19 protein-coding genes and 1 pseudogene are annotated in these 26,734 nt (G+C 70.6%); 9 read left to right on the top strand and 11 right to left on the bottom strand.

What is annotated here, in order from left to right:
• From C3488_RS33195 to C3488_RS33180, 4 genes are all read right to left on the bottom strand, one after another.
• On the bottom strand, positions 1-2,322 hold a 2,322-nt coding region (locus C3488_RS33195), incomplete at its 3' end, for a beta-glucosidase (protein WP_103844600.1).
• Positions 2,319-3,137 (bottom strand): carbohydrate ABC transporter permease, encoded by an 819-nt coding sequence (locus tag C3488_RS33190; protein WP_103844599.1) that lies wholly within the window; start codon positions 3,135-3,137, stop codon positions 2,319-2,321. The genes C3488_RS33195 and C3488_RS33190, both read right to left, overlap by 4 nt.
• Positions 3,134-4,090 carry a carbohydrate ABC transporter permease gene (locus C3488_RS33185; protein WP_103844598.1) on the bottom strand — a complete coding sequence of 319 codons (957 nt, stop codon included), beginning with the start codon at positions 4,088-4,090 and terminating at the stop codon, positions 3,134-3,136. Before C3488_RS33185 ends, C3488_RS33190 begins: the two co-directional genes overlap by 4 nt.
• Positions 4,091-4,098: 8 nt before the next feature.
• A complete protein-coding gene (locus C3488_RS33180; protein WP_103844597.1) occupies positions 4,099-5,406 on the bottom strand; it encodes an ABC transporter substrate-binding protein in 1,308 nt (435 codons plus the stop codon).
• A 121-nt stretch (positions 5,407-5,527) separates the two neighbouring features.
• Between C3488_RS33180 and C3488_RS33175 the strand changes: the two genes are divergently transcribed.
• Complete coding sequence (locus C3488_RS33175) at positions 5,528-6,568, top strand: LacI family DNA-binding transcriptional regulator (protein WP_374955474.1); 1,041 nt, start codon at positions 5,528-5,530, stop codon at positions 6,566-6,568.
• A gap of 247 nt (positions 6,569-6,815) precedes the next feature.
• Here C3488_RS33175 and C3488_RS33170 read toward each other — a convergent pair whose 3' ends face one another.
• The 5 genes from C3488_RS33170 to C3488_RS33150 form a co-directional block, all read right to left on the bottom strand.
• On the bottom strand, positions 6,816-7,916 hold the full coding sequence (locus C3488_RS33170) for a glutamate--cysteine ligase (RefSeq protein ID WP_103844595.1): 1,101 nt from the start codon (positions 7,914-7,916) through the stop codon (positions 6,816-6,818).
• 148 nt (positions 7,917-8,064) lie between these two features.
• Entirely contained in the window at positions 8,065-9,555 is a 1,491-nt protein-coding gene (locus C3488_RS33165; RefSeq protein ID WP_258053814.1) for an RICIN domain-containing protein, read from the bottom strand.
• Between the two features lie 632 nt (positions 9,556-10,187).
• On the bottom strand, positions 10,188-10,565 hold the full coding sequence (locus C3488_RS33160; protein ID WP_103844593.1) for a toxin Doc: 378 nt from the start codon (positions 10,563-10,565) through the stop codon (positions 10,188-10,190).
• A gap of 3 nt (positions 10,566-10,568) precedes the next feature.
• Positions 10,569-10,814: a hypothetical protein gene (locus C3488_RS33155; protein WP_103844592.1), complete on the bottom strand. Its 246-nt coding sequence runs from the start codon at positions 10,812-10,814 to the stop codon at positions 10,569-10,571.
• A gap of 112 nt (positions 10,815-10,926) precedes the next feature.
• A complete protein-coding gene (locus tag C3488_RS33150) occupies positions 10,927-14,022 on the bottom strand; it encodes a glycoside hydrolase family 2 TIM barrel-domain containing protein (RefSeq protein ID WP_103844591.1) in 3,096 nt (1,031 codons plus the stop codon).
• A 232-nt stretch (positions 14,023-14,254) separates the two neighbouring features.
• Between C3488_RS33150 and C3488_RS33145 the strand changes: the two genes are divergently transcribed.
• Positions 14,255-16,651 (top strand): SpoIIE family protein phosphatase, encoded by a 2,397-nt coding sequence (locus C3488_RS33145; RefSeq protein ID WP_103844590.1) that lies wholly within the window; start codon positions 14,255-14,257, stop codon positions 16,649-16,651.
• A gap of 18 nt (positions 16,652-16,669) precedes the next feature.
• Here C3488_RS33145 and C3488_RS33140 read toward each other — a convergent pair whose 3' ends face one another.
• Entirely contained in the window at positions 16,670-18,664 is a 1,995-nt protein-coding gene (locus C3488_RS33140) for a ricin-type beta-trefoil lectin domain protein (RefSeq protein ID WP_103844589.1), read from the bottom strand.
• A 346-nt stretch (positions 18,665-19,010) separates the two neighbouring features.
• A pseudogene (locus tag C3488_RS33135) lies at positions 19,011-19,181 on the bottom strand (helix-turn-helix domain-containing protein); the annotation flags it as partial.
• A 426-nt stretch (positions 19,182-19,607) separates the two neighbouring features.
• Between C3488_RS33135 and C3488_RS33125 the strand changes: the two are divergent.
• From C3488_RS33125 to C3488_RS41160, 7 genes are all read left to right on the top strand, one after another.
• Complete coding sequence (locus C3488_RS33125; RefSeq protein ID WP_258053813.1) at positions 19,608-19,973, top strand: helix-turn-helix domain-containing protein; 366 nt, start codon at positions 19,608-19,610, stop codon at positions 19,971-19,973.
• A gap of 76 nt (positions 19,974-20,049) precedes the next feature.
• Positions 20,050-20,484 carry a VOC family protein gene (locus C3488_RS33120; protein ID WP_103844588.1) on the top strand — a complete coding sequence of 145 codons (435 nt, stop codon included), beginning with the start codon at positions 20,050-20,052 and terminating at the stop codon, positions 20,482-20,484.
• Between the two features lie 813 nt (positions 20,485-21,297).
• Positions 21,298-23,187: an ABC transporter ATP-binding protein gene (locus C3488_RS33115; RefSeq protein ID WP_181139296.1), complete on the top strand. Its 1,890-nt coding sequence runs from the start codon at positions 21,298-21,300 to the stop codon at positions 23,185-23,187.
• Positions 23,188-23,277: 90 nt separating this feature from the next.
• Entirely contained in the window at positions 23,278-23,895 is a 618-nt protein-coding gene (locus tag C3488_RS42785) for an NUDIX domain-containing protein (protein ID WP_103844587.1), read from the top strand.
• A gap of 177 nt (positions 23,896-24,072) precedes the next feature.
• Positions 24,073-24,363, top strand: a complete 291-nt coding sequence (locus tag C3488_RS33105) for a DUF3040 domain-containing protein (RefSeq protein WP_103844586.1) — start codon at positions 24,073-24,075, stop codon at positions 24,361-24,363.
• Positions 24,364-24,405: 42 nt separating this feature from the next.
• On the top strand, positions 24,406-25,917 hold the full coding sequence (locus C3488_RS33100; RefSeq protein WP_103844585.1) for a potassium/proton antiporter: 1,512 nt from the start codon (positions 24,406-24,408) through the stop codon (positions 25,915-25,917).
• A gap of 603 nt (positions 25,918-26,520) precedes the next feature.
• On the top strand, positions 26,521-26,734 hold a 214-nt coding region (locus C3488_RS41160), incomplete at its 3' end, for a DUF6343 family protein (protein WP_258053812.1).

Below are 26,734 nucleotides of genomic sequence, written 5' to 3'. Positions count from 1 at the left end.
GTACCGCTCGGGGCCGGTCAGGGTGACCGTCGCCGTCAGACGCGGATCGGTGCTGGACGCGGCCAGACGCAGCTGAAGTTCACCCGGTTCGACCACGCGCCGCCCGTCTCGGCCGGTGAACGAGGCCAGATCGGCCGGCACCGTCACGCACACCCGCCGTGCCTCACCGGGAGCCAGCGGCACCCGGGTGTAACCGACGAGACGCTGCACCGGCTGCACGACCGAGGCCACCGGGTCGTGCAGGTACAGCTGTACGACCTCGGTGCCGTGCCGCTCCCCCACGTTGCGTACGGTGAAGGCCAGGGAGAACTCGCCGTCTGTGCCTGTCCGCTCCTCTTCGACGGTGAGGTCGCTCCAGGAGAAGGCCGTGTACGACAGGCCGTGCCCGAAGCCGAAGGCCGGGGTCGGATCGATGTTGGACACCTCGCTGGCTTGGGCCAGGCGCGCGCCGAGATAGGTGGCGGGCTGGGCTCCCGGACCGCGTGGCACGCTGACGGGCAGCCGTCCGGAGGGGTTGGTCCAGCCGCTCAGCACTCCCGCGACCGCGGTGGTCCCCTCGGCGCCCGGGAAGAAGGACTGCACGATCGCGGCGGCCTCCTCCACGGCGCGGCCGAGCGCGTACGGCCGTCCGGCGAGCAGCACCGTCACCACCGGCGTGCCCGACTCCAGGAGCCCGTCGAGCAGTTGCTGCTGGGCTCCGGGCAGCGCGAGCGAGTCGGCGTCGCAGCCCTCGCCGCTGGTGCCGCGGCCGAAGAGCCCGGCGCGGTCGCCCAGCACCGCGACGACGACATCCGCCTCACGCGCCGCGCGCACGGCCTCGGCGATGCCGGAGATGTCACCGTCGTCGATTCCGGTTCCGCGCGCCACGGTGACCTCCGCGTCGGGGAACTCGCGTTCCACGGCCTCGCGCAGGGTGGGCAGGTCGATCCCCACCGGTGTCTGCGGATGGTGGACGCCGACGTGGAGGGGGAAGGAGTAGCAACCCAGTACGGCCGTCGGCTCCTCGGCGTTGGGGCCGACGAGTGCGATGCGGCGCGGCCGGTCGAGCGGCAGCGTGCCGTCGTTGGTGAGCAGCACCACCGCCCGCTCGGCCACCTCCCGGGCGAGATCACGGTTGTGCGGCGTGTCGAGATCGACCGTGCCGCGCAGCGCCTCCGGGTCGTCGAGGTCGGCGTCGGCGAGCGCGGGTGGCACCGGGCTCCAGCCCGCGTCGAGCAGACCGATGCGGGCCTTCTCGGCGAGCACCCGGCGCAGGGCGCGGTCGATGAGGGACTCCGGGACCCGCCCGGAGGTGACGGCCTCGACGAGGGGTGCGCCGAACGTCTTGACGGTGGGCAGTTCCACGTCGACACCCGCGTGGAGCGCGGCACCGGCGGCGCCCGCCCAGTCGCCCGCGATCCCGTGCAGGGTCCGCAGGAAGGCGATGCCGAAGTAGTCGGCCACGACCGTGCCGTCGAAGCCCCAGGTGTCGCGGAGCAGTCCGGTCAGCAGGTCCTCGTCGGCCGCGGCCGGAACACCGTCGGTGTCGTTGTAGGCGCTCATGACGGACCGCGCACCGCCCTCGCGCACCGCCATCTCGAACGGCGGCAGCAGGACATCGGCGCATTCGCGGGTGCCCATCTCCACCGGGGCGAGGTTGCGTCCGGCGCGCGAGGCCGAATAGCCGACGAAGTGCTTGAGCGTGGCGATGACGCCGGCGGACTGAAGTCCCCGCACATAGGCGGTGGCGACGGTGCCGACGAGGTACGGGTCCTCGCCGATGGTCTCCTCCACGCGGCCCCAGCGGGAGTCGCGGACCACGTCGAGCACGGGCGCGAGGCCCTGGTGCACGCCGACGGACCGCATGTCCCGGCCAATGGCGGCGGCCATGCGCCGGATCAGGTCCGGGTCGAAGGTGGCGCCCCAGGACAGCGGGACGGGATAGGCGGTGGCCTTCCACGTCGCGAAGCCGGCCAGGCATTCCTCGTGGGCGATGGCCGGGATGCCGAAGCGGTTCGCGGATGCTACGCGCGCCTGCGTGCGCAGCAGGGAGAGCGCGCCGAGCGCCGGGTCGACGGGGGCGGTGCCGAACGGGCGGGTCAGCTGGCCCAGGCCGGCCGGCAGGAGGGTGTCGAGGTCGACGGGCTCCTCCATGTCGTGCTGGTGGGGGGCCACTTCGCCGCCCTCGTCGGACGCGCCGACCCAGACGCCGTAGAGCTGGGCGATCTTCTCCTCGAGGGTCATGGCGTCGATCAGGGCGGACACTCGGGTGTCGATGTCCTTGGCGGGATCGTTCCAGACAGGCGTTTCGGGGGTGGTCTCAACTGCCACGTTGGCGGTCACTTTCCTCCGACGCCCATGAGGCCCTGGATCAGGGCACGACGGGCGAACAGGTAGACGAGCAGGACGGGCACCATGGACAGCACGACGGCTGCCAGCAGCCCGGGGACGTTGATGCCGTGTTCGGTTTGGAAGTTGTACAGACCCAGCGTGACCAGCTTGGTGGAGTCGGACTGGGTCAGGACCAGGGGGAAGAGGAAGCCGTTCCACGCCTGGAGCGCGGAGAAGACCACGATCGTGGACATCCCGCCCCTGGAGAGCGGCACCACCAGTTGGAAGAACATCCGCAGGGGCGTGGCACCGTCCATGGCCATGGCCTCGAACAGCTCCGAGGAGATGTCGCGCATGGCGCCGCTGAGGATCAGCGCCGACATGGGCAGGCAGAACGCGGCGGTCGGCAGGATGACCCCCACCAGGTTGTCGTAGAGACCGGCCTTGCTGATCAGGTAGAACATCGGGACGATCACGGCCTGCGCGGGAATGGCGAGTCCGAGCAGGAAGAGCCGGAAGACCTGCGAGGTGACCCTGCTGCGGCTGCGCACGATCGCGTAGGCGAGCGGCGGAACGAGCAGCAGCACCAGGCCGACCACGCACACGGTGACGATCAGTGTGTTGAGGAAGTACCGGCCGAAACCCGAACTGAAGGCGCTGGTGTAGTTGTCGAGGGTGAAGCTGCGCGGGAAGGACAGCGGACCGTTCTGCGAGTAGTCGGACTGGGGCTGCACCGTCGCCACGACCATCACGTACAGCGGCAGACCGACCAGGAAGAGCCAGATCAGCGAGCCGAAGCCCGCCAGGAGGTTGGGGCGCCGCCTCATGACACACCCTCCATGTCGCTGCGCATCTTGTCGTAGCCGGACACACGGACGACGACCAGAGAGATGATCGTCGCCGCGACGACCAGGACCAGGGCGATGGCGGAACCGGCGCCGAAGTCGAAGCTCTTGAACGCCTTCTGGTACATGTAGTAGGCACTGATCGTGGTGTCGGTTCCTGGTCCGCCCTGGGTCAGGATGAGGACCGTCTCGAACGTGGTGAGCCCACCGACGATCATCAGGATCATCGATGTGATCATCGAGTTGCGCAGCTGCGGCAGAGTGATGTGGAAGAACTGGCGGTAACGCCCTGCTCCGTCGATCTCCGCCGCCTGGTACAGCACTTGGGGGATCGCACGGGCGGCGCCCTGGTAGATCAAGGTGTGGAACGGTGTGTACTGCCAGGTGCTCACGAAGGCCAGCACGCCGATCGCGGAGGCCTGTTTGCCGAACAGGTTGCCGTCGCCGAACAGCCACGTGGCCTGTGCCGGGATGCCGAAGTTCGGGTCGAGCAGCGACCGCCACACCACCGACACGGCGGTGGAGGACAAGAGCAGCGGAATGAAGTAGATCACCGACAGCACGGCACGGTTGCGCTGGTGCCCTGCGGCCCAGACGCCGAGCAGGATGCTCAGCGGCGTCTGGATGGCCACACCGAGCACGGTGACCAGCAGGGTCAGCCAGATGCTCTTGGTCATCACCGGGTCGTCGAGGACCCGGTGCCAGTTGTCCAGGCCGACGAACCGAGGTGAGCCGAGGCCACTCCAGCTCGTGAAGGACAGCACCGCCACCATGATCAGCGGGACGATGGCGAAGATGACGAAGAACACGGTGGCGGGGAGCGCCCAGGCGAAGCTCGGGCGCCCCACACGGGAGTTGTAGGAGTCTTCCGGTCGCCGCCGGATCGCCTTCCGCGGCCCGGCGACGGTGGGAGCGCTCGTCATTTCTGTGGTCATGACAGGGATTACTCGGTGGGGAGGGCCTGCATGGCCTTGATGAAGCCGTCGGCGTCGATCTGGCCGTCGAGGAACTGCTGGACGGCTTGGTGCATGGGCGTGCCGGCGGACGGCGGGTAGGCCTGGTCCCAGGACAGCTGGAACGACGGGGCCTTCTTCACCATGTCGTACTGGTAGTGCGCGTAGTCGGGGCTGGCGGACGCGCTGTCGATGAACTGCCCGGTGTTGGTCGTGGTCGGAAGGTTGCCGATGGCCAGCTGCGCCTTGACGAACTCGTCCGAGTACATGAGCTTCAGAAACTGCTCGGCGGCCTTCGGGTACTTCGTCTTCTTCAGCACCGAGTAGAAGTTGTTGGTGTTGCCGACGACGTCCGCCGCGTCACCCTTGCCTCCCGGCACGGCAGGGAAGCTGGAGTACCCCAGACCCTTGACGGCGAACTCCTTGGCGTCCTGCTGCTGCTGCGCGTAGTACCAGGAACCCATCAGCTCGAAGCCGGCCTTGCCCCGGGCCACCAGAGCGGGCGACGCGCCGGTCGTGTACTTGACGGAGTCGAACTTGGTGCCGAACGCTCCGGCGTCGACGAGCTGCTTGAGCATGGACAGAGCCTTCTTGCTGTCCGCGCTCTCCCAGGCGCTCTTGTCACCGCTGAGGGCCTTTCGGAAGAGGTCCGGGCCCGCGACACGGTCGTAGATGTACTCGAACCACATCAGCGTCGGCCACTGGTCGCCGGCGCCGAGCGCGATCGGGGTGATGCCCTTGTCCTTGAGCTTCTTGACCGCGCCGAGCAGGTCGTCCCATGTCCTGGGCGGCTGCACACCGGCGTCCGCCAGCACCTTCTTGTTGTTGAAGAGCAGGACCGGCTGCGTACCGCGCATCGGGACGCCGTAGGTCTTGCCGTCGACGACCGTGCTCTCGACCACGTTGGACAGGAAGTTGGACTTCAGCTTCGGGTCGTCCTTGATGAAGTCGTCCAGCGGCATCAGCAGATCGGCCTTGACGAACGGTTGGATGCTGCCGCCGCCCCAGTTGAAGAAGATGTCCGGAGCCTGCGGCGTGTTGATGATCGTCTGCAGCTTCTGCTGGTAGTCGGCGCCGGGGATCGTGTCGAGCACGGCCTTGACGTCGGACGTCTTGTTGAAGGTATCGACGATCTGCTTCTCGACCTTGTTGCTGGCGTCTCCGTAGACCAGGACGTGGATCTTCCCGTCGTTCGACGATCCCCCGCCGCTCCCGCTCCCGCAGGCCGAGAGACTCAGCGCCAGGCCGAGCGTCACGCCACCGGCGAGCAGACGGGGCAACCGCGCGCGTATCTTCATCGTCTACCTTTCGAAAGTTTCGACGCCTTCGCCGAAAGTCGCTGCCCGTGGGACAGTAGGGGAGGCATAGAAGTGGGTCAACGGGCGTGCACCTGCGCGACCAAACCGTTACCGGCGGCGGGTGCCCTATTCTTCGGACATGCGTGATGACGACGAGCTGGACGGCCGGGTGACCCTGGCCGAAGTGGCCAAGCAGGCCGGCGTGTCACTGTCGACGGTTTCGAAAGTCCTCAACGGCCGTTCGGATGTCGCCGAGGCGACCCGCGCCAAGGTCGAGCGGCTCCTCGACACCCACGGTTACCGCCGCCGGGCTCAGGGCGCGCCCCAGGCCCCGCTCATCGAGCTGGTCTTTCACGAGCTGGAGAGCATATGGGCGATGGAGCTCATCCGCGGCGTGGAGAACGTCGCCAAGGAGAACAGGGCGAGCGTGGTGCTCACCGAGAGCGGCACGCGTCACGCGCCCGCGCCCGACTGGATCGAGGGAGTGCTGCGGCGCCGGCCGCTGGGCGTGGTCCTGGTCTTCTCCGCCCTTCCCGAGAAGGTGAAGAAGCAACTGCGGTCACGGGCCATCCCGTTCGTCATCGTCGACCCCGCCGGTGACCCGGACCCGGACGTGCCGTCCGTCGGCTCCGCCAACTGGGCGGGTGGCCTGGCAGCCACCCGCCACCTCACCGACCTGCACCACGAACGCATCGCCATCATCACCGGCCCAGAGGACATGATGTGCTCCCTCGCGCGGCTCGACGGCTACCGCTCGGCCATGGGGATGGCGGGTCTGGAGGTCGACCCGGGCCTTGTGCGCTTCGGTGACTTCCATGTGCAGGGCGGCTTCGAACACGCGATGGACCTGCTTGAGCGCCCGGACCGGCCGACCGCCGTCTTCGCCGGCAGCGATCTGCAGGCGCTCGGCGTACTGGAGGCGGCGCGCGTGAAGGGCCTGAGCGTGCCGGAGGACCTGTCGGTGGTCGGTTACGACGACGTCCCGCTCGCCCAGTGGTCGAGCCCGGCACTGACCACGGTCCACCAACCGCTGCGGCAGATGGCCGAGGAAGCGGCCCGGATGCTGCTGCGTCCCCACGACCCCGTCAAGTCCGCCCTGCGCATCGAGCTCGCCACCCACCTGGTCGTGCGGCAGAGCACCGCACCCCCGAAGAACCACTGAGCGCTCCGCGGAAGGGCGGCCGGGCGCGACCGGGCCCCGCATCTCGCCGCCCGGCGAGCCGGCCGCCACGGTCGCGCCGGGCTCGCAGTGGCCGGCTGCCGGTGGTGTGCGCGCAGCGCGTTGACCTGCCTCGGGATCCGCCGCAGAGTCCGGGCAGCCATCCGGAGGGCATGTCGAAAGTTTCGGAAACGTGCGATGTCGTGCAGGTCAGGACGTGATCCGTCCCTGAATGCGACCGTCGTTCGGGTCAGGACGTCACCCGTCCCTGGGTATGGCGCACGCACTCCAGCACGACGTCGCGCAGACTTCCGGTCCGCTGAATGAGTTCCCGCTGCACCCGGGCGCCGTTTCCCCGCTCCAGCAACCCGGTCACGGCCTGCTCCGCACGGTCGAGGTCATCGGTGCCGGCCAGCGCGTCACCGACGTGGTCGAGCAGGTCCCGCACCACCGACTCCGCCGGCATGCGGTGCATCGTCCTCGGGTGCAGCAGCTCACGCGCGAGGCCCGCCCGGGCCGCCTGCCAGGCGGCCAGCCGCAGCAGACTCACGCTGTGGTCCACCGGCTCCCGGCCCTCCCGCCACTCGCGCGCCGCGGTCTCCACCAGCCCGCGGGCGAGCGTGGCGATCAACTGCGCGGTGTCCGCGTGCAGGCAGACGTCGGGGACCCGGATCTCCACCGTCGGGTACCGCTCGGACAGGCGCGCGTCGAAGTAGACCATCGCCTCGTCGAGGATGACTCCCGTGGCGACCATGTCGGCCACCCGCCGGTGGTACCGCTCGGGCGACCCGAACAGCTCGGTCGGCCCCGCGGAGGGCCAGCGCCCCCACACCCGGCTGCGGTAGCTGTCGTAGCCGGAGTCACTGCCCTGCCAGAACGGGGAGTTGGCGCTCAGGGCGACCAGTACGGGGAGCCAGGGCCGCACGCGGTCGACCACCGCGACGGCCTCCTCGTCCGACTCGACCGAGACGTGCACGTGGCAGCCGCAGACCAGCTGTTCCCGTGTGGCGATGCCGTACTGCTCGGCCATCCACTGGTAGCGGCGGTTCATGCTGATGGACGGGCTCACCGGCAGCGGGGAGGTGGCCAGCGCGGCCACGGCGCAGCCGATCCCCCCGGCGTGTTCGGCGGCCTCCCGGCGGCAGCGGACGATCTCGGCGCCGAGTTCCGCCATGTCCGTCTGCGGATGCGTGGCGAACTCCAGCATCTGACCGTAGAGCTCCTTCTCGAACAGGCCCTCGTCCGCCTCGTCCTGCGCGGCGCGGGCGAGCACCGCGGCCGACAACGACTTGGGCTCACCGGTCTCCGGGTCGACCAGGAGGAGCTCCTCTTCCACTCCGACGGTCCGCACGTCATGCCGCCTCTCTGTCCGTCTGCCGCGACCACCGCTGGTCACGGCGTCATCCGCCCACCCCGACTACCCTCCCGGACGGACGGTAGTCGGGCGTGAGGACGCGGCCCTCGGCTCGCCGGTGACTCGCTCGGAGCAGGACGGTGGCTCAGACAGGATCGAGAACGGGGCCGCCCACGGCCGTCGGCTGCGCGTACGAGCGGGCGTCGGTCGCCCACCGCTGGGTGTCGGAACCGTCGCGGTCCTTGACGACGATGTCGGCGTCCGGGTCGGGGCTCGCGGGCGTGACGGCAAGGCCCGCGCCCCAGCGCGGGAGCAACTCGCCTCCCACGGTGAGGTCGTAGCGGACGTCGTCGGCGTGCGCCTGGCCCGCCTCGACGCACGGGGCGAGCGTGACAGCCCCGTCGGTGGCGTGGGAGTCGAGGCACAGGCCCGGGTCGGCGACACTGCGCAGCAGGCCGTCGCTCTCGTAGGACCACTTCTGGGTCCAAGCCGACGAGCAGGTCGCGAGCCGGGTGCCCGCACCGGCCCTGACCGTGCCGCGGATGTCGAGGCAGAGGCCGGCGTCGACGGCGTGCAGGCGGGTCTCCTGCGGGGCCGTGGGCAGTCCGGCCGTGTCGGACGGCGCTCGGGAGCCCGAGCGGGGCGAGGGGGAGTTCGGGCCGCCGGTCGCGCTCGTGGAGGCGACCGGGTCGGCGCCGCTTCCGTCGTCGGTCCAGACTCCGGTGACCAGCAGGGTCAGCAGGACGGCGGCGGTGGCGAAACCGACGCCGGTCAGCAGCGTCCTCGACTTCCGCTCCCCCGCCGTGATCCTGCGGCCCGTCGCGGGGAGCCGGGTGAGCAGCCGGTGGCGTCCGCCGCCGCCCGGGCGCCGGCCGCGGGAGCCGGTGCGCGCGGGGTGTGGGGTGCGGCCGTGCCGGGTGTCGAGGTAGCGCCGGGCGCCCCAGCCGAGGACCGCCTCGGCCAGGAGTGCGCCGAGGCCGTCCTCGCACCGGCGCAGCTGTTCGGCGGCGGAACGGCAGTGGCGGCACTGGAGGACATGCTGGTGCACCTCGGGCAGCAGGTCGCCGCCGCGACGCAGGGGAATGTCGAGCAGCCGGTTGTGGAAGCGGCATTCGGCGCTCGGCGCGAGTTCCCGGTGGGCGCGTACACAACCCGCCCGGAATTCTTCGCGCGCCTGTTCCAATGCGGCGGCCGCGGTCTCCGCGTCCATGCCGAGCAGAACGGCAGGGACGGATATGTGTTCGGCTTCGACCTCGGTGTGCCACAGCAGAGCCTGGGCGAACGGTGACAGAGCGCGGAAAGCGTGTTGGGCGAGGGCGCTGTTTTCGGGTGTCGGGAACTTCGCGGCGCGCATACCGCGGCCCCCCGCGGGTTTCCTCACCTCCGGCAGAACACCGGATATCCGGTCCTCCGCCGCCCATTCCGCGACCGTGTCCCGCACCGCCACGAGAAGCCTCGGGCGCAACGCCACCACGGAACGGGAACGGGTGAGGTCGCCGAGGACCCGGTGGAAGGCGGCGGCGGTGGCCATCGCGGCGACGTTGCGGGAGGAGGCGAGGCAGATCACCGCGTAGTCGTACGCAGCCTGCCAGTGTCTGGCCATCAGCAACGCGACGGGCAGGGTGGTCTCGCCCACGGGCCGGCCCCGGAGCCGGGCGGCCAGGTTCTCGTCGGATTCGCCCGGTGCCGCGCCGGGACGGGGCGGATAGGGCGGACGCGGGGGTGGGGGGTGTGCACTGAGCGGGTTCCTTCCAAGGCACAAGGCTGCACACGGAGTTCTGCTCGCCGAAGGACCCGGTTGCCGGGCCTTTTCAGCGCCGCGCCGGGAAAAGGTCACGGGCGACGGCTGCACGGCGATCGTCGGCGTATGAGCCTTTTGAGCTCGCCGACGGCCCGGAATAGCGAGCAGCGATGCCGCCCCGGCCATTGCCCCTGCGCAGACAGGTCACCTTTGCACAGGTCACCGATGGCCAACAAGGCACTTGAACAACATCGGCACCAGGAAAAGGGCAGTGGGAGCCCCTGGCGACAACTCCCTGATTGTGTAACCGCTTTCGGCGGTCCCGCGTGCCCCGTGTGAACCGCGCGCCCACGCGGGCGCCGCGCGCACGCTCCCGCCGCGGCTGTGGCGCGTAGTCCACTGGAGCCGGCCTTCTCTTCGGCCCCGCGCGGCACGGCGGCACTGCCGCGCGCAACGGGCCGCCGACCCTGATCTCCCGCCCTCGGTCGGCGGCCCAGAAGGCGGGCGGGACAGGGATGCGGGCAGCCTCAGATCTGCCAGGAGCGCAGTCGGTCCGCGGCGTCGTAGACGTCGGCCTTGCCGGAGATCAGGTCACGGGTGAGGTCGACGAGGGCGCCGTAGGGCGGGTCGATGCCGACGCCACTGACGAACATGTACGCGACCGCGGTGGCGCAGGCGAAGCGGGCGTTCGCCGACGGCAGCGGCTTGAGCAGCGCGAGGGTGTGCAGCAGGGCGGCGGCGCGCCAGGCCGGGTCGGAGTCCACACCGAGGCGGGGCGGGTCCACGCGGTGCCGGGCGACCGCGGCGACGAGCGCGGAGAAGTCGTTGACGACGGGCTGGTCCGGCAGGACCTCTTCGTGGCGCTGGAGCAGCCAGGGCACGTCGATGTGGATGACGGAGGTCATCGGTCAGGCGTCCTGCCCCTCGCCCTTCGCGGCCGGCTCGTCGTCGGGGAAGGCCGCCGCGAACTCGTCGGCGTGCGTGGCGAAGAACCGGCGGAAGGCTTCGGCGCCCTCCTGAAGGGCCCGGTGCCGCGCGATGTCGGCTGCGGCGGCCTCACGCACCAGGGCCTTCATCGACGTACCGCGCTCCTTGGCGATCTGCCGCAGGTCCTCTAGCTCCCGATCAGTGAACTCCACGTTGAGGGCTGGCATGCCGTAACGGTACAGCGAGGGTACTTACTCGTAAATACCCCCAGGTCAGCACGGGGTGTCCGCGGTACCGGCGGCGGTGCGGCACAGCCGCCGGCACCTCCAAGGCCCCTGCTCAGCCGACCGGGACCTCCAGCCGGCTGATGCGGAGAGCGCCGTCGGCGGCGCCCGGGCGTGAGCTGGTCATCGTCAGGCGCAGGCGGGAGCCCCGGACCGCGTCGAAGGTGATCACGGTCGGGGTGTCGGAGGCGGTGGCCCGGTCGACGGCGGCGCCGGTCACGGGCACGTACCGCTCGCCGTCCCAGACGGAGACCTCTATCGAGGCGGGCGGCGCGTGGGTCGCGTCGACGGTGAAGGAGACCTCGACGCGGTCCATGGTCCGTCGGCGCCCGAAGTCCACCGACACCCAGTCCTTCGCCCGGGCACCGTTGAAGGCGGGCAGCAGGGCGGTGGCCGACTTGTAGAAGGCGTTGGACCACCCGGTGGCCGGGTCGCCGTCGAGCATGGCCGCGGGCAGGGTGTCCGGGCGGCCGGAGTAACCGGCGTCGGCGTGGGGGTAGGTGAGGGCTGCCGGAAGGTCGGGCTTGAGCACCGGCGCCGGTGTGAGCGCGGTGGACCGCGCGGGAGTGGTCCGGACGGTCGCGGTGGCGGTGCGCAGCCCGTCCGCCCGGGCCGTCACCTTCAGGGCCCCTGCCCTGGTGCCCGAGCGGACGATGGCGAGCGCCTTCCCGTGGAAGGCGGTCCGGGTGGTGGCCTGGTAACGCTCGGCGCTCTCCTCCCGGCCGTTGTCCAGCCCGGCGAGGGAGCCGCCCTTCACGTCGAAGGTGATCAGGTCCTCGGCGTCGGGCACCACCACACCGTGGGCGTCGACGACTTCGGCGGTCACGAAGAGGAGGGAGCGGCCGTCGGCGGCCAGGGACGTACGGTCCGGTGTGAGGCGCACGGCGTGCGCGGTCCCGGCCGTGCGCAGGACGTCGGTCGCGACCACCTTGCCGTCCCGTAGCGCGACCGCCTTCAACTCGCCCGGCTCGAAGGGCACCTTCCAGGTGAGGTGGAGCTTGCCCGCGCTGCCGTTCGGGCTCGTGTAGCTGCCGGGGTAGGGGCCCGAGGTGAACGTCTTGTCGTCGCCGGTCGCCTCGGTGGTCTCCAGATAGGGACGCCCGTCCGTCGTCCTCTTGGTGTCGAACCTCCTTGTGCCGAGCGACCTGCCGTTCAGGAACAGCTCGACGGTGTCGACGTTGGCGTACGCCCAGACCTCGACCGTGTCCCCCTTCTCGTGGTTCCAGGTCATGGGCACCAGATGGACCATGGGCTCGGTGGTCCACTGGCTCCTGAACAGGTGGTACATGTCCTTGGGGAAGCCGGCCGTGTCGACGGCGCCGAAGAAGGACGCCTTCACCGGGAAGACGTCGTACGGCGTGGGCTCCCCGATGTAGTCGATGCCCGACCACAGGAACTGCCCGGAGAACCACTTCCGGTCGCGGTCCTTCTTGTGCCCGTACTCCCCGCTCATGGTCCAGGAGGCGAGGTTGTTGTCGTACGAGGAGGTGGCACGCCTGCCGGGTGTGTGGTTCTCGCCGGTGTTGAGGTGCTCGGGCTCCTGGTAGGTGCCGCGCGTCGAGGTCTCGGACGACGACTCGGACTCGAAGAGGAACAGGTGCGGATAGGCGGCGTGCAGGGCGTCCACCGACTTGGCGGTGTTGTAGTTCAGGCCGAGCCCGTCGAGCTTGGCGAGCATGAGGTCGGCCGCCGAGCCCTTCTTCGGGACGCTGCGGTATTTGTCCGAGCCGATGACGAGCGGGCGGGTGTCGTCGGCGGCCTTGATCGCGCCTATGATCCGGTCCGCCATGGCGAGCCCGGCGGTGGAGGTGGAGTCGGGGATCTCGTTGCCGATGGACCACAGGACCACGGCCGGCGAGTTGCGGGCCGCGAGCACCATCTCGGTGGCGTCCTTCTCGCACCAGTCGTCGAAGAAGCGGTGGTAGTCGTACGTGGTCTTGCCGGTGTGCCAGCAGTCGAACGCCTCCACCATCATCACGATGCCCAGCTCCTCGCAGACCTGGATCATCTGCGGTGAGGGCGGGTTGTGGGAGGTGCGGAAGGCATTGACGCCCATCGACTTCATGATGGTCATCTGCCGGCGTACGGCGTCGATGCTGATCGCCGCCCCGAGCGCGCCCTGGTCGTGGTGCAGGTCGACACCCTTGATCTTGGCGTGGGTGCCGTTGAGGGAGAACCCCTCGTCCGGGTCGAAGCGGAAGGAACGGATGCCGAAGGTGGTGTCGTAGGTGTCGACGGTCTCGCCGCCCAGCCGTAGTTCGGTGTGCAGGGTGTAGCGGTGGTGCGGGGTCGCGAAGTCCCACAATCGGGGCCTGGGGACGGTGAGTTCATGGGTCTCGGTCGTGGTGCCGGCGACGGTGACCGTGGAGGACGTCCGGGCGACGGTCCGGCCGTCCGGGTCCGTGACCGGCGAGCGGATCTCCACGTCCGCCGTGGCCCCCGACTCGTTCACCACCGAGGTGCGCGCCCGGACGACGGCGCGGGCCTCGGTGATGTCCGGCGTGGTGACGTGGGTGCCCCAGCGCGCCACATGCACCGGCTCGGTGATCACCAGCCGAGCCTCGCGGTAGATGCCGCTGCCCGAGTACCAGCGGCTGCTCGGGAGCTGGTTCTGGACCTTGACCGCGAGGACGTTCTCGGTGGTGCCGTCGGTGCGCAGCAGCTCGGTGAGGTCGAAGGCGAAACCGGTGTAGCCATAGGGGTGGCGGCCGACCTCGGTGCCGTTGCAGTAGACGTACGAGTCCATGTAGACGCCGTCGAACTCCACCGATATCCGCTTGCCGGCGAGCGTCGACGGCAGGGTGAAGGCGATGCGGTACCAGCCGAGACCCCCGGGGAAGAAGCCGGTGCCGCTGGTGGTGCCGTGCTCGGTGGTGGGGGTCTGCTCGATGCTCCAGTCATGGGGCACCGCGACCTCGCGCCAGCCCGAGTCGTCGTACCCCGGCGCGGCGGCTTCGCCGTACGCGCCCGTCGGGTCCGTGATGCCACCGGGATTGACCAGCGCGAACCGCCAGCCGTCGCGGAGGGCCACCGTCCGGCGCCCCGGAGCGCGGGCGGCTGCCGCCACCGGGGCGCTCCCGGCGCCGAGGAGTGCGCCGGCGGCCGGGGCTGCCGTGCCGGCGATCAGGACCGATCTGCGTGTGACCGTCATGGGCGGCTCTCCCTCATCAGGACCCAGAAGTACTCACAACTGATCGTGAACAAACAGATTCTGACGGTGCGGCACACACGCCCGTCAAGGGTGCGGCAGATTCCTTCCGCCCCACCCGCCACCTCCAGCGGGACCCGCTCCCTTCTTCCGATGGGGCCCGCGGGTTCACGGACCGCGGTTGGCACTACGCTGGAACACCAGTGACGCTCGTGTGCGCGATGGAGTGGCGACGATGAGCTCCGGCTATCCGTTCGACGACGCCGACACGGCGCGGGCGCTCATCGACGACTCGGGCGTCCTGGTCGAGTGGAACGAGGGCGCGCGCAGGCTGCTCGGCTATGCCCCGGCCGACGTCGTGGGCCGGCCCGCGGCCGAACTGCTGGCCGCCGGAGCGAAGATCGTCCTCCCCCGGGACCCCCGTTGGAGCGGCACCCTCGCCCTGCGGCACCGCGACGGCCGGACCGTCTCCGTCTGGCTGCTGTTCCATCACCGGCGCCCGCAGGACGGCGACCACGGCGGCTGGCTGGTGGTCACCCCGCTCACGGGCGGCGGACCGCCCCCTGTGGACGATTCGCTGGCGCGGGCCGACCTGACCCAGTCGCCCTGCGCCGTCGCGATCTACGACGACCGGCTGCGCCTGCGCCGGATCAACGGCCCCATGGCCGAGGTGATCGGTCTGCCCGAGGAGCGTCTGAGGGGCCTGAGACTGCCCGAGATCGGCGGTCGGCCGCAGAGCGAGGACATCGAACAGCACATGTACCGGGTGCTCACCACCGGTCGGGGCAACGACGTCCACAGCTACGTCCCGATCGGCGGCGACGGCAGCATGCACGCGTGGCTGGCCCGGATGTCCCCGATCACGGACGCCGAGGGGCGGGTGCGGGGCGTGTGCGTGGCCGCCCACGACTTCACCGAGCAGTACCTGGCACGGGAGAGACTGCAGCTCGTCAACGAGGCGAGCGTCCGCATCGGCACCACCCTCGACGTCACCCGCACCGCGCAGGAGCTCGCCGAGGTGTGCGTGCCGGCGCTCGCCGACTTCGTCAGCGTCGACCTGCTGGATCCGCCCACCGACGGCGTGGAGGGCTATCCGGCCTCGCTCACCGCGCCGGTCGCGCTGTGCCGGGCCGCCCACCGGTCGGTGACCCCCGGCTGCCCCGAGGCGGTCGTCGAACCCGGCCGTGTCGACCTCTACCCCAGCCCCTCACCGCAGGCCGACGCCCTGGTGGCCGGCCGGACGATCGTGGCGACGGGCACCGAGCTCGGCCGGTGGCTCGCCTGGGACCCGGTGCGCGCCGCACGGGTGCGGGACCACGGCATCCACTCCACGATGGCGGTGCCGATCCAGGCCCGCGGCGGAACCCTCGGGGTGGCCGTGTTCTCCCGGTTCCGGCGTCCCGCTCCTTTCACGGCCGACGACGTGCTGCTCGCCGAGGAGGTCACGGCCCGGGCCGCCGTGTGCGTCGACAACGCCCGCCGGTTCTCCCGCGAGCGCAGGACCGCGCTGGCCCTCCAGCGCAGCCTGCTGCCCCGCACCCTGCCGCGCACCGCAGCGGTGGAGGCCGCCTCCCGCTATCTGCCAGCGGCGCGCGCCGGGGTGGGCGGCGACTGGTTCGACGTGATCCCGCTGTCGGGGATGAGGGTCGCCATGGTCGTCGGTGACGTCGTGGGCCACGGCGTCCAGGCCTCCGCGACGATGGGGCGGCTGCGCACGGCCGTGCGGACGCTCGCCGACATCGACCTGGCACCGGACGAACTGCTCACCCACCTCGACGACCTCGTCGTCCGCCTCTCCGGGGAGGCCGGTCAGGACGGCGTCACCGGGGAGGTCGGCGCCACCTGCCTGTACGCGGTGTACGACCCGGTCTCGCGGCGGTGCACGCTCGCCCGCGCCGGCCATCCGGCGCCCGTGATGATGGTGCCGGGCCGCTCGCCCCGGCCGGTCCGACTGCCGGCCGGGCCGCCCCTGGGCCTGGGCGGGCTGCCCTTCGAGTCGGCCGAGATCGAGCTGCCCGAGGGCACCGTCCTCGGCCTGTACACCGACGGCCTGATCGAGAGCCGGGTCCGCGACGTGGACACCAGCCGCGAGCTGCTGTGCGCGGCCCTGGCCGGACCGCCGACCGCCGACCCGGCGTCCGTCCCCGGATCCCTGGACGAGGCCTGCGACCGTGTCCTGCACGCGCTGCTTCCCCCGGGCGGGGCCTGCGACGACGTGGCCCTGCTCCTCGCCCGCACCCGCTCGATGCCGGCCTCCCAGGTGGCGACCTGGGACATCCCCGCGGATCCGGCGCTCGTCGCGGCGGTCCGCAAGCAGGTCGCCGGGCAGGTGGAGACCTGGGGACACGGGGATGCCGTGTTCACGGCCGAACTGGTGGTCAGTGAGCTGGTCACCAACGCCATACGGTACGGCGAGCGCCCGATCCGCCTGCGGCTGATCCATGACGACGCGACACTCATCTGTGAGGTCTCCGACACCAGCCACACCGCCCCGCACCTGCGTCGGGCGAGGATCTACGACGAGGGTGGCCGCGGACTGCTCCTGGTGGCCCAGCTCACCCAGCGATGGGGCAGCCGCCACACCGCCGACGGCAAGACGATCTGGGCCGAGCTGAACCTCCTCCAGGAGTGAGGCACGGCCGCCCGCCGGTCAGCGCCGACCGCCCCCACCGCCGTAGGGTCCCCAGCCCCCGGATTCGCCGTACCCGCCCCAACCGCCGTATCCGTCCCGGCCGTTCGGACCGCAGTACGGGGAGGAGCACGTTCCCCGACCGTGGGAGGAGGGCCGATCCGTCCCCGGAGTGGCGACGGTGGGCGTGGGAGACGGCTTCTCGGCACTGTGAGTCGTGGGGGTGGGCGTACGTGAGGGTGCGGCGCTCGGGGACGCCGGGGTGGCCGTCTCGGCGCCGGTACCCCAGTTGACCGACTGCATCCGCGGCGAGTTCGGCGTGTCGGTGAGCCAGCGCTGGGTGCCGTCCTCCGTGCGCGGCTTGACCACGAGCCCCGCACCGGTGGCCGGGGAGGCCGGGGTCAGGGCCAGGTCCTGGTTCCAGCGCGGGACGATCGCGCCCTGCACGGTGAAGTCGTAGCGTAGGTTCTTCGACTCGGTCCGGGACTGTTCCGCGCACGGGGCCAGCCGCACCGAGTAGCCGAGGTGGGAGTCGAGACACAGTCCGGGTGCGGCGACACTGCGCAGCAGTCCGTCCGTCTCGTACGCCCACTGCTGGGTCGCGGACTTGGCGCACGAGACGAGTATGGCCTCGGCCCCGACCACCGCCTGCTCGCGGTCCAGGGCGATGCACAGCCCGCTGTCCTGGTTGCGCAGCCTGCCGCGGAAGGCGCCGCTGGGCACCTCGGCGGCGGCGCCGACCCACGAGGGCGTTCCCGAGGCGCTCGCCCGTGCCCCGGGGCTCGGCTCATCCGACGGCGTGGCGGTGCCGGCCGGGGCACCCCCGCCCATGTGGGCGACGGACCACACCGCCAGCGGCAGCAGGATGAGCGCACTCACCGCCGCCACGGCGAGGACGAGCTGCCGGCGCTGCGGGCAGCGACGGGGGGCCTTGTGCGCGGCGGCGGAGCGGGGGCCGGGCCCCGTGGAGGCGGCACGGGTGGCACGGCCGGGCTCGCTGCCGGGCGCGCCCGTGGCGGTCCGGTACTCGGCGTCGGCAAACGGCTCGGGCGCGGGGGCGGGCCGCCGGTAGGCGTCGACCGGATCGGCCGGCGGCTCGGGGGCGAACCGCCCGCCCACGTCGGCCGGATCGACCAGCGGCTCTCCGCCCACTGGCGCTGCGGGGACCGGTTCGGCCGCCCGGCTGCGCGCGGCCGCTCCGTCGAGGTACGCCTGTGCTCCCCAGCCGAGCACACCCTCGGCGAGGAGGAGCGGAAGCCGTGCGCGGAAGCCCTCCAACTGCTCGGCGGCGTCGTGGCAGTGTGCGCAGCCGTCCATGTGCAGGCGCAGGTCGGGGTCGAGGACGGGGTTCTCCCGGCGCAGCGAGACGTCCAGCAGACGGACGTAGCGGCGGCACTCCTCGTCGGGCGCGGACTCACGGTGGACGTCCAGGCATGCCTCGCGCAGTTGCTCGCGCGCCCGCTCGAGCCGCACTTCGGCGTCGACCGCGTCGATCCCCGACAGGGCGGCGGGAACGGCGATCTGCTCACGCTCGACCTCGACGTGCCACAGCAGACAGCGGGCCTGCTCGGCGAGTCTCGGAAAGGCGCGGGAGACCAGGCGCCGGTTCCGGGGCGGCAGCAGCCGTGCCGCCACGCGCTCGCCCAGGGCGGAATCCGAGCGGAGGACGGGGTGCAACAGCTCGCGCCGGTGGTCGTTGTCCCATTCGGCCGCCAGGCGTCGTACGGCGACCAGCAGTTGGGGCCGCCAGGCCGCCGTGGGTCCGCCCTGGCGCGCGGATTCCTCGAAGAGCCGGGTGAATGCGGCGGTGGTGAGCATTCCCGCGGGATGCGCACCGTCGGCGCACAGGCGGGCGTAGGAGAAGGCGGCTTCCCAGTGGCGGTCGAGCAGTTCGGCCACCGGATGGTGCACGGGCCGCTTCCCGGCGGACTTCTTCAGTTCGGCGGCGAGCTGTTCGTCAGTGACGCCGTACGACGGAACGGGGTCGGGGGAATGGTGCAGGCCCCCACCTTTCACGTCCACGTTCCTCCAAAAGCCACGCGGGATTCTTAGTACATACCAATGGAGGCACGACCCGGCCGACAGCACGCGGTGGTGTCCTTGGGAGGGTTGTCCGGCAGGCCGAACTCCGCCCTGAAAGCTCTCGTGGAGCGGGGCGGGGATCGACGGCGCCTGCGTGCGTCGCGGTGAAAGCAATGGTCCGCGCGCTGACGGGGAACACCCTTGCACAGGTCGCCGAGCCCGAACAAGAGACTCCCTCAACTTGCCATTTCGGCTTCGGATTCGCGCTGTTGACGAAATGTCAGTCAACTGCGGAGCGTCGACCGCGAATTCCTCCCCGTCGGCCCGTCCCCACCCGGAATTAAGAGCCCCGAACCACCCGTTGTGCTGCTCGGTAGGCGCCCGGCGGTGTTCCACAGCACCGACGGAAGAGACGGTCGAAGGGGAACCGGCTGCCGAAACGGGAGGCGGCGGCCACCCGTTCGACCGAGAGTTCGGGTGCTTCCAGGAGACGGACGGCATGCCGCAATCGGCAAATCGGCCTCGCGCAAGGCGGTCATGGGGAGTGGCAGCCGGGCGGGTCGCAGGCGTGGTGACGGAGGCCATCGGCGATACCTCCAAGTCATCGGTCTGGCTTGCTACTTGAACGGATGATCAACAGGCTCAAGGCGTCCGGGGGCGTGGCCACTCGCTACGGCAAACGCGGCTGCATCCTCCTTGGCGCTGTCACCACAGCAGCCCTGGTCATCCGGCTCCGCGCGTGATCGTCCGGCCAGACCTTCCTGCGAAGAAGGCAGCGGGGCACGCAGTTCATGCGACCGCCAGCACCGCTTTTCCAGAGACACGGCGCCCGCGGAGAGCCTCGGCGGCCTCGTCGAAGCGGTCCCAGGATCCTTGCCAGCCGATCTCGACGGTGAGGCACCCCTCGGCGGCCAGTCACACCCGTGTTACTGACGCCGTGAGGGACGAAGCCTGCCCGGTCACCGAGGTGCTCGACCGTGTGGCGGGCAAGTGGAGCATCGGGATCCTGATCGCCGCCGCGCACGGCCCGGTCCGTTTCACCGAGCTGGAACGCTCCATCGATGGCATCAGCCGACGGATGCTCACCCTTAATCTGCGCAGGCTGGAGCGGGACGGGCTGCTCGTTCGCACGGTGTATCCGACCGTGCCGCCCAAGGTCGAGTACAGCCTCACGCCCATGGCCCGGGAGCTCCACGTCTCACTGACCGCGCTGGTGGGCTGGGCCGAGCGGCATCGCTCCGCCATCGCCGAGGCCCGCGCCGCTTACGACGCCGCGGCGGAGCACAGCCCCGACGTCGGCTGAACGGGTCCGGACGGCTCCTGCTCTGGCGAGTCCGCAGCAGACAGAGTCCGCCCCCGGCTATTGCTATGGTGCGCCGATGTCATCGATCAAGCAGTTCCAAGTCACCTTCGACTGCGCAGAACCTGAGCGCGTCGCTCGTTTCTGGTGCGAGGTGTTGGGGTACGTCATACCGCCGCCACCGGAGGGGTTCGCCACCTGGGACGATTTCAACCGCACCCTGCCTCCTGAGAAGCAGGGTTCATGGTTCGCCTGCAGTGATCCCTCAGGCGTGGGACCGCGCCTGTACTTCCAGCGCGTTCCCGAAGGCAAGGTCGTCAAGAATCGGGTGCATCTCGACGTCCGGGTCGGCACCGGGCTCGTGGGGGACGAGCGCCTCGCCGCGCTCGAAGCCGAGTGCGCACGACTGGTCGCGCTCGGCGCCACCCATGTGCAAACGCTGTATGCCGATGGGGAAAACGAGTCGTGCATCCCCATGCTGGACATCGAGGGCAACGAATTCTGTCTCGACTGAGCATTCTCCGAGCAGGGGAGGCGGGGAGCCGCCTCCCCTGGACCTCCCTGGTCTCGTATGGGCGGGAGTCATCCCCATGAGGGCGAGGTTGTGAAGCCGGGCGATGCCGGGCATGGCTGAATGAACGCGTCGCCTTTCAGACAGCAATGTGATCCAGCCCGGCACCCACTCACTCGCGTCCAGGTCAATGGCCGACTTTTCTCGCCACCAGAGTTCGAGGTCGTCGAGTGACGAGCCCGCCTGCTGCCTGATCGCGGCCCACTGCCGCACCGGGGCCCTGAGAGCCCCGAACAAAATGGGCGCCCGGCTCACGCGCCTGGCACGCACTCTCCAAGCTCTTCGAGCAGGGGGTACCCCCACGCCGCGTTGCCGGAAGGCCCCTAGTAGCTCCGCTACGAGGACTTTCCGGCGCCTTGCGATCGCACGCACCAGACGCCGTGAGCTGATCGGACTCCCATTTTGTTCGGGGCTCTTATACATCTGCTCCGCTCCGCGGGGCCCTGGCTTCCTAAGCCACGGTCCACTGGGGCGTGCTCGCGCGGCCGCCACGTGCATGCAGGCCCTCGCCGAAGCCGTGGACAAGGCCGAGGGTGCGCTTCGGAGCCTTCCGTGAGCTACCGGGACGGAACCTCGGCGTTTCGGCCAAGCCGCATGCCTCGCGCACCTGTTGCCGGGGGCGGGTGGATGCATCGCCCACGCTCCGCCACGCGCTCAATCTCGGGATTTCGAGAGCGACCGAAACACATGTGTTCGATATCCCGGCCTGGTCGTTGAGCCTCACGACCACGCCGGACGACCGCCAAGGGGGACCAGTTGACTTCGGCCGATACGCAAGAGCAGCAGACCACGGCGCCGCCTCCGCCACCGCCTGCGGACATCACCTACAGCGGGCAGTACTCCGTCAACCCGCTCGCCGAGGTCTCCTTCCGGCGGATGTGCGCGCAGATCCCGGCCGTCCTGGGTCGGATCGCCCGGCTGTCGTGGCGGACCGACCGGCGAGCGGTGCAGCTCCTTCTCGGCTGCCAGGTGGTCACGGGCGTCTGTGCCGCCGTGCTGCTGGCCGCAACCGCCCGCGCCATGGAGCCCGTCCTCGGGGACGGCTCCGCCGCCGACCGCCTGCGCGGGGCCCTGCCGGCGCTGCTGGTGGTGGCGTTCGCCGTGGCGATGGGCCGCACTGCGGGGGCGGTGGCCACGTACGCCGAGCGACGGATCACCCCGCGGCTCACCACGGAGACGGACACTGCGCTGGTCGAGGCGGTGTGCCGGGTCGAGGCCGCGGCATACGCGGAGGAGGGGTTCTCGGACCGCCACGAGGCGGCCGAGATGGGGGTGATCCGCACTCTCGTGATGGTCACCGACGCCCAGCGCTTCCTGTCCGCGCTGATCCGCATGGTCACCGCCGGCGGCGTGCTGTCGGTGCTGAACCCGCTGATGCTGCCATTGCTGCTGCTCGCAGTGCTGCCGGCCGGTGTCGGCGCCGTCCTGACCGCCCGGGTCGACTACGAGATCCACTACGCCAACGTCGCCGACCGCAACGTGCGCGGCATGATGCGCTGGTGGGCGACCACGCCGAAATACGGCGACGAGGTCCGCGCCAACTCGATGACCGACTACCTCGTCTACTGGTACCGGGCCCTGTCCGACCGATGCGACCGGCGCACCCTGGCCGCCGCGCCGAGGACCCTGAGGATCGCCCTGCTCTCCTCGCTGGCCGGCGGTGTCTTCCTCGTCGCGACCTGGGCAGCCCTCGCGTGGCTGGCCGTGACCGGCCGGATCGCACTCGCGGTCGCCGCCACGGCTGTCATCGCCGTCCAGACCACGCTCGCCGCCCTCTCCCAGGTCGTCATCAACGGCGCCGCGGTCTTCCACACCAGCCTGTACCTGAGCGACATGCAAGCCTTCCTCGACGACGCCGCCGCCCGCGCCCCCAAGCGCGGTCCCCGCGAGCTCACCGCGCCGGTCGAGGAGATCCGGCTCGACGAGGTCGTCTACCAGTACCCGGGCAAGGACAAGCCCGCCGTGGACGGCGTCTCCCTCACCCTGGAGCGCGGCCAGATCCTCGCGATCGTCGGAGCCAACGGCTCGGGGAAGTCCACGCTCACCCGGCTGCTCACCGGGATCTACCTGCCCGACAAGGGCAAGGTCACGTGGAACGGCACCGACCTCGCCGAAGTCGACCCCGAGACCGTCTGGCGTCGCACCGGTCTGGTGCCGCAGATCTTCGCCCAGTGGCCGCTGCGGGTCCGCGAGAACGTCACCCTCGGCCAGCCCCGCACCCACGACGACACCCCGGTGTGGGAGGCCGTCGACGCGGTCGGCCTGCGCGAAGCCGTCGAGGACCTCCCCGCGGGCCTGGACACTCTGCTGTCCCGCGAGATCTTCGGCGGATCGGAGCTCTCCGGCGGCCAGTGGCAGCGCATCGCCTGCGCCAGGGCCTTGTACCGCCGGCCCGGGCTGCTGATCCTCGACGAGCCCACGTCCCAGATGGACCCGCGTGGCGAGCACCAGATCTTCGAGCAGATCAAGGCCATCGCCGCCGACCGCATCACCATCGTGGTCACCCACCGCCTGGAGAACACCCAGGTCGCCGACCGGATCGTCGTGATGGAGCACGGCCGGATCTGCGAGCAGGGAACGTACGAGGAACTCGCCGCCTCAGGCGGCCTGTTCGCCGAACTCCTGGCCCTCTCCCACGACCGCTGACCAGCCCGCTGCCGCGCCCCGCTTCGGGGCGCAGCGCCCCTGCCCACCGCCCGTCGTACGGAGGATTCGTTGACCGCAACGGCTGCGCCCATGACGGTCATAGCGCTTCTCATCCGCGCCGATGGCCGCTACCTACTGCACCTGCGGGACGCCGACAAGAACATCTGCAACGCAGGGCAGTTGTGCATGCCCGGCGGCCATCCCGAACCCGGCGAGAGTGCCGATGAGGCGATCGCCCGCGAACTGCCGGAAGAGGCAGGCACTGCGCATCCCCAGCCTGGCCCCGCTCGCGGTCACCGCGAGCACCGACGCCGACGACCGGCCCACCAGCCGGATTCTGGTGTACGTCGGAACCTGGGAGGGCGACCCCACGTTGTCGCCCTCCCACCGAGGCGATCATGCTGCGTGGACCGATCCCGAGCAGATCCCGTATCTGACCACGGACCCCAAGACCACGGCCGTCATCCACCACCAGGCCGAGGCGGGTGCCCGCCACCATATCGGCGAGCAGCTGCCCGTGCTCCGCGTCCGCGGCACCGGCACGTCCCGGCCCTGGCCCATGCCGCAGTACACCTTGGGGACCACGGGAAATGGGTGCGGCACCCGATGGCCGGCAGGTGTGCGCTCACGACAGGCTGGAAGAGCAAGAGGCACCACCGGTCATCACGACGCCCCCTTCTCCCGGCATGCCGGCGAGGCGATTGGTAGGAATCACGCGCCGGCCACAGTCCCGGCTCGGCATGTCGGCGGCGGCCTGGTGGACCGCCCTTGTATCCATGAGCGCATCGGCTGGTTGCCGGATGAGGAGGAGCAGGTGGCCTGCGCGGCAGTTCACGTCGACCGGTCGTCCGATACGGACATCGGTCGCGGCCCCAGGGAGGAGCCATGGCCCGGTTCAATGAGGACTCGCTGCGGAGCATCACTGAGCACCTGCAGCGCGGAGATCCCCACCTCACGCGTGCGTTGTCCCACCACCGCCTGGCCGGTGCGCACCGTAGGCACCACCGCGGGTCCGCCTGGGCCACGCTGGCGCTCGCTGCCACGGCTCTGGCCCTTGGCATTGCGCTGCCACACGGCCTGCTCATCGCCACCGGCCTGGTCCTGGCCGGGATCACCGCCAACTTCTTCGACCCCTTGCGGGCCAGGTCCCAGTCCCCCCGCCTCCGGTCCCTGTGACGGGAAGGCCCATTCGTCGATGCCCGGTGCGGGGACCGTCAGGTGACGCTGCCCGAGCTGTACCTGGCACTGTTGGTCGCTGGTACGGTGCTGCTCGCCGGCATCGCCGCCGCCCGTGCCGCGCACCGCCTCGGTCTTCCCAGTCTGCTGCTGTTCCTTGCGCTCGGCGTGATCATCGGTGAGGACGTCATCGGTGTGCACTTCGACGACGCCCAGCTGGCGCAGGTGCTGGGCAACGCGGCGCTCGCCGTCATCCTTGTCGAGGGCGGTCTGACCACTCAGTGGGCGCAGGTCCGACGGCTCGTGGCACCCGCGGGGGTCCTGGCCACCGTGGGCGTGGTGGTCTCGGTGCTGGTCACCGCGGGCGGGGTGCACTGGCTACTGGGGTTGGACTGGCACCTGGCGCTCCTGCTGGGGGCGATCGTCTCCTCCACCGACGCGGCCGCGACCTTCGCGGTGCTGCGGTCGCTTCCACTGCCTCAGAGGCTCACCAGTCTGGTGGAAGCCGAATCCGGCTTCAATGACGCACCGGCGATCATCCTGGTGACGGTGTTCTCCACCACCGCCGCCGACCTGCCACCCAGCCTTGCTTACATCGCCGTCAACGTCGTATACCAATTCGTCGTCGGAGGGCTGCTGGGGGCGGCCCTGGGGTGGCTCGGGGTGGCCGCACTCAAGCGCATCGCCCTGCCCGCCACCGGCCTGTATCCACTGGCCACCGTCGCATTCGGCGTCATCGCTTTCGCCGCTGCCGGAGTCGTGCACGCCAGCGGCATCATCGCCGCCTACCTGTCCGGGCTGGTGCTGGGCAATGCGAAGCTCCCCCACCGCGCCGCTACCCGATCCTTCGCCGAAGGCGCCGGCTGGCTCGCCCAGATCGGCCTGTTCGTCATGCTCGGCTTGTTGGTCGATCCCAGTGAACTGCCCGCCGCAGTGCTGCCCGCCGCGGTGGCGGGACTAGTACTGCTGCTCGCCGCCCGGCCCGTATCCGTCCTGTTGTGCCTGCTGCCCTTCCCCCTCTCCTGGCGCGAGCAAGGCTTCATCTCCTGGGCCGGACTGCGGGGAGCAGTCCCGATCGTCCTGGCCACCTACCCTGTCGTCGCCGGCGTCAGCGGTGCCGATGGCCTGCTCGGCATCGTCTTCCTTCTCGTGGTCCTGTTCACCCTGATCCAAGGGCCCACCCTGCCTCGGGTCGCCCGCCTGCTCGGCCTGACCCGAGCGGACGCGCTGCGCGATGTCCAGGTCGAGACAGCGCCGCTGGACGTCCTCGACGCCGACCTGCTCACCGTCGCCATCCCGCCAGGCTCACGCCTGCAGGGCGTTGCCGTGTCGGAGCTGCGGCTACCGCGCCCCACCGCGGTCACCCTCATCGTTCGCGGCGACACCACCCTCGTCCCGCAACCCGACACCGTGCTCAGGGCAGGCGACGAACTCCTCCTGATCACCACCGCCGAGAGCCGGGAAGCCACGGAGCGGCGGCTGCGTGCCATCGGCCGCCGTGGAAAACTCGCCCGCTGGCTGGGCGAACACGGCAATCCCGAGCCACCCGAGTAGTGATCGACGAGGAACTGGAGGGCTACCGCCGCTCCGCACCCGTACGGTGGGGAAACGCCGCCGCCGAACAGGTACAGCACGACGTCTACGGAGAACTCCGCGACTGCGCGTTCCCATGGGCGGCCTCAGGCCGACACCTGGGGTCCGGCCTGTGGCACCGCCTGTCCGGGCCTGGCCGAACAGCTGTCCAGCGCTGTTGTCCTGGCGGTGAGCCGGCGCGGCCGCTCGCCGGCGGACGCCGTCCCGGTTCACGGCGTCGTCGACATGGCCGGCCCGCCGGCCGCCCTGTCCGCGCCTCGCCGCGCCGTGGCGCGACCGGGGCCCGCCCGGTGGGTAGCGTGGAATGAGGTGACGCGTCCGAACCGACGAGCCTATGGGGCCACGCGCCCCTGGACCCGCTGCTGGAACAGCGACAGCGGGGATGTGCACCGTCATTGTCACGGACTCGGAAGACGGCTGCCGAGCCTGGTGAGAGCACCTTCTTTGCGCGGTTCCTGTCGGACGGCCACATGGTTGCCGTCGGCCACATCGCGCGCCCAGGTCCTGCCTCGGCCGCAGCATGTGCACCGGGCGGCCTCAGCACTCATGCGAACGGGAGGCATCGTGGCGCACGAAAAGCGAAGCCGGCCAGCAGGCGGGAACGGGCCGCCTGACACGCGCAAGCCCGTGCCGCGATCACGCTCGGGCTTCATCGGCCGCCGCCACGAGCGAACCGGTACCGAGCCGGTCACAGCGCGTAGTGCACTGGGTCTGCGGCTGTTGCTGGCCATCTGCTACACGCCGCTCTTCATCGCCGCCACAGTGCTGTTCGCCATGT

It is taken from the genome of Streptomyces sp. Ru72, assembly GCF_002920635.1.
Classification (GTDB): Bacteria; Actinomycetota; Actinomycetes; order Streptomycetales; family Streptomycetaceae; genus Streptomyces.
Note: the sequence above shows the minus strand (reverse complement) of the source record. Positions and strands in the feature narration are given on the sequence as shown.

Excerpts from the sequence above, each read along its gene's own strand:
- C3488_RS33190 (WP_103844599.1), bottom strand. The coding sequence starts at position 3,137 with ATGAGGCGGCGCCCCAACCTCCTGGCGGGCTTCGGCTCGCTGATCTGG.
- C3488_RS33185 (WP_103844598.1), bottom strand. The coding sequence starts at position 4,090 with ATGACCACAGAAATGACGAGCGCTCCCACCGTCGCCGGGCCGCGGAAG.
- C3488_RS33180 (WP_103844597.1), bottom strand. The coding sequence starts at position 5,406 with ATGAAGATACGCGCGCGGTTGCCCCGTCTGCTCGCCGGTGGCGTGACG.
- C3488_RS33160 (WP_103844593.1), bottom strand. The coding sequence starts at position 10,565 with ATGACCTCCGTCATCCACATCGACGTGCCCTGGCTGCTCCAGCGCCAC.
- C3488_RS33155 (WP_103844592.1), bottom strand. The coding sequence starts at position 10,814 with ATGCCAGCCCTCAACGTGGAGTTCACTGATCGGGAGCTAGAGGACCTG.
- C3488_RS33150 (WP_103844591.1), bottom strand. The coding sequence starts at position 14,022 with ATGACGGTCACACGCAGATCGGTCCTGATCGCCGGCACGGCAGCCCCG.
- C3488_RS33145 (WP_103844590.1), top strand. The coding sequence starts at position 14,255 with ATGAGCTCCGGCTATCCGTTCGACGACGCCGACACGGCGCGGGCGCTC.
- C3488_RS33120 (WP_103844588.1), top strand. The coding sequence starts at position 20,050 with ATGTCATCGATCAAGCAGTTCCAAGTCACCTTCGACTGCGCAGAACCT.
- C3488_RS42785 (WP_103844587.1), top strand. The coding sequence starts at position 23,278 with ATGACGGTCATAGCGCTTCTCATCCGCGCCGATGGCCGCTACCTACTG.
- C3488_RS33105 (WP_103844586.1), top strand. The coding sequence starts at position 24,073 with ATGGCCCGGTTCAATGAGGACTCGCTGCGGAGCATCACTGAGCACCTG.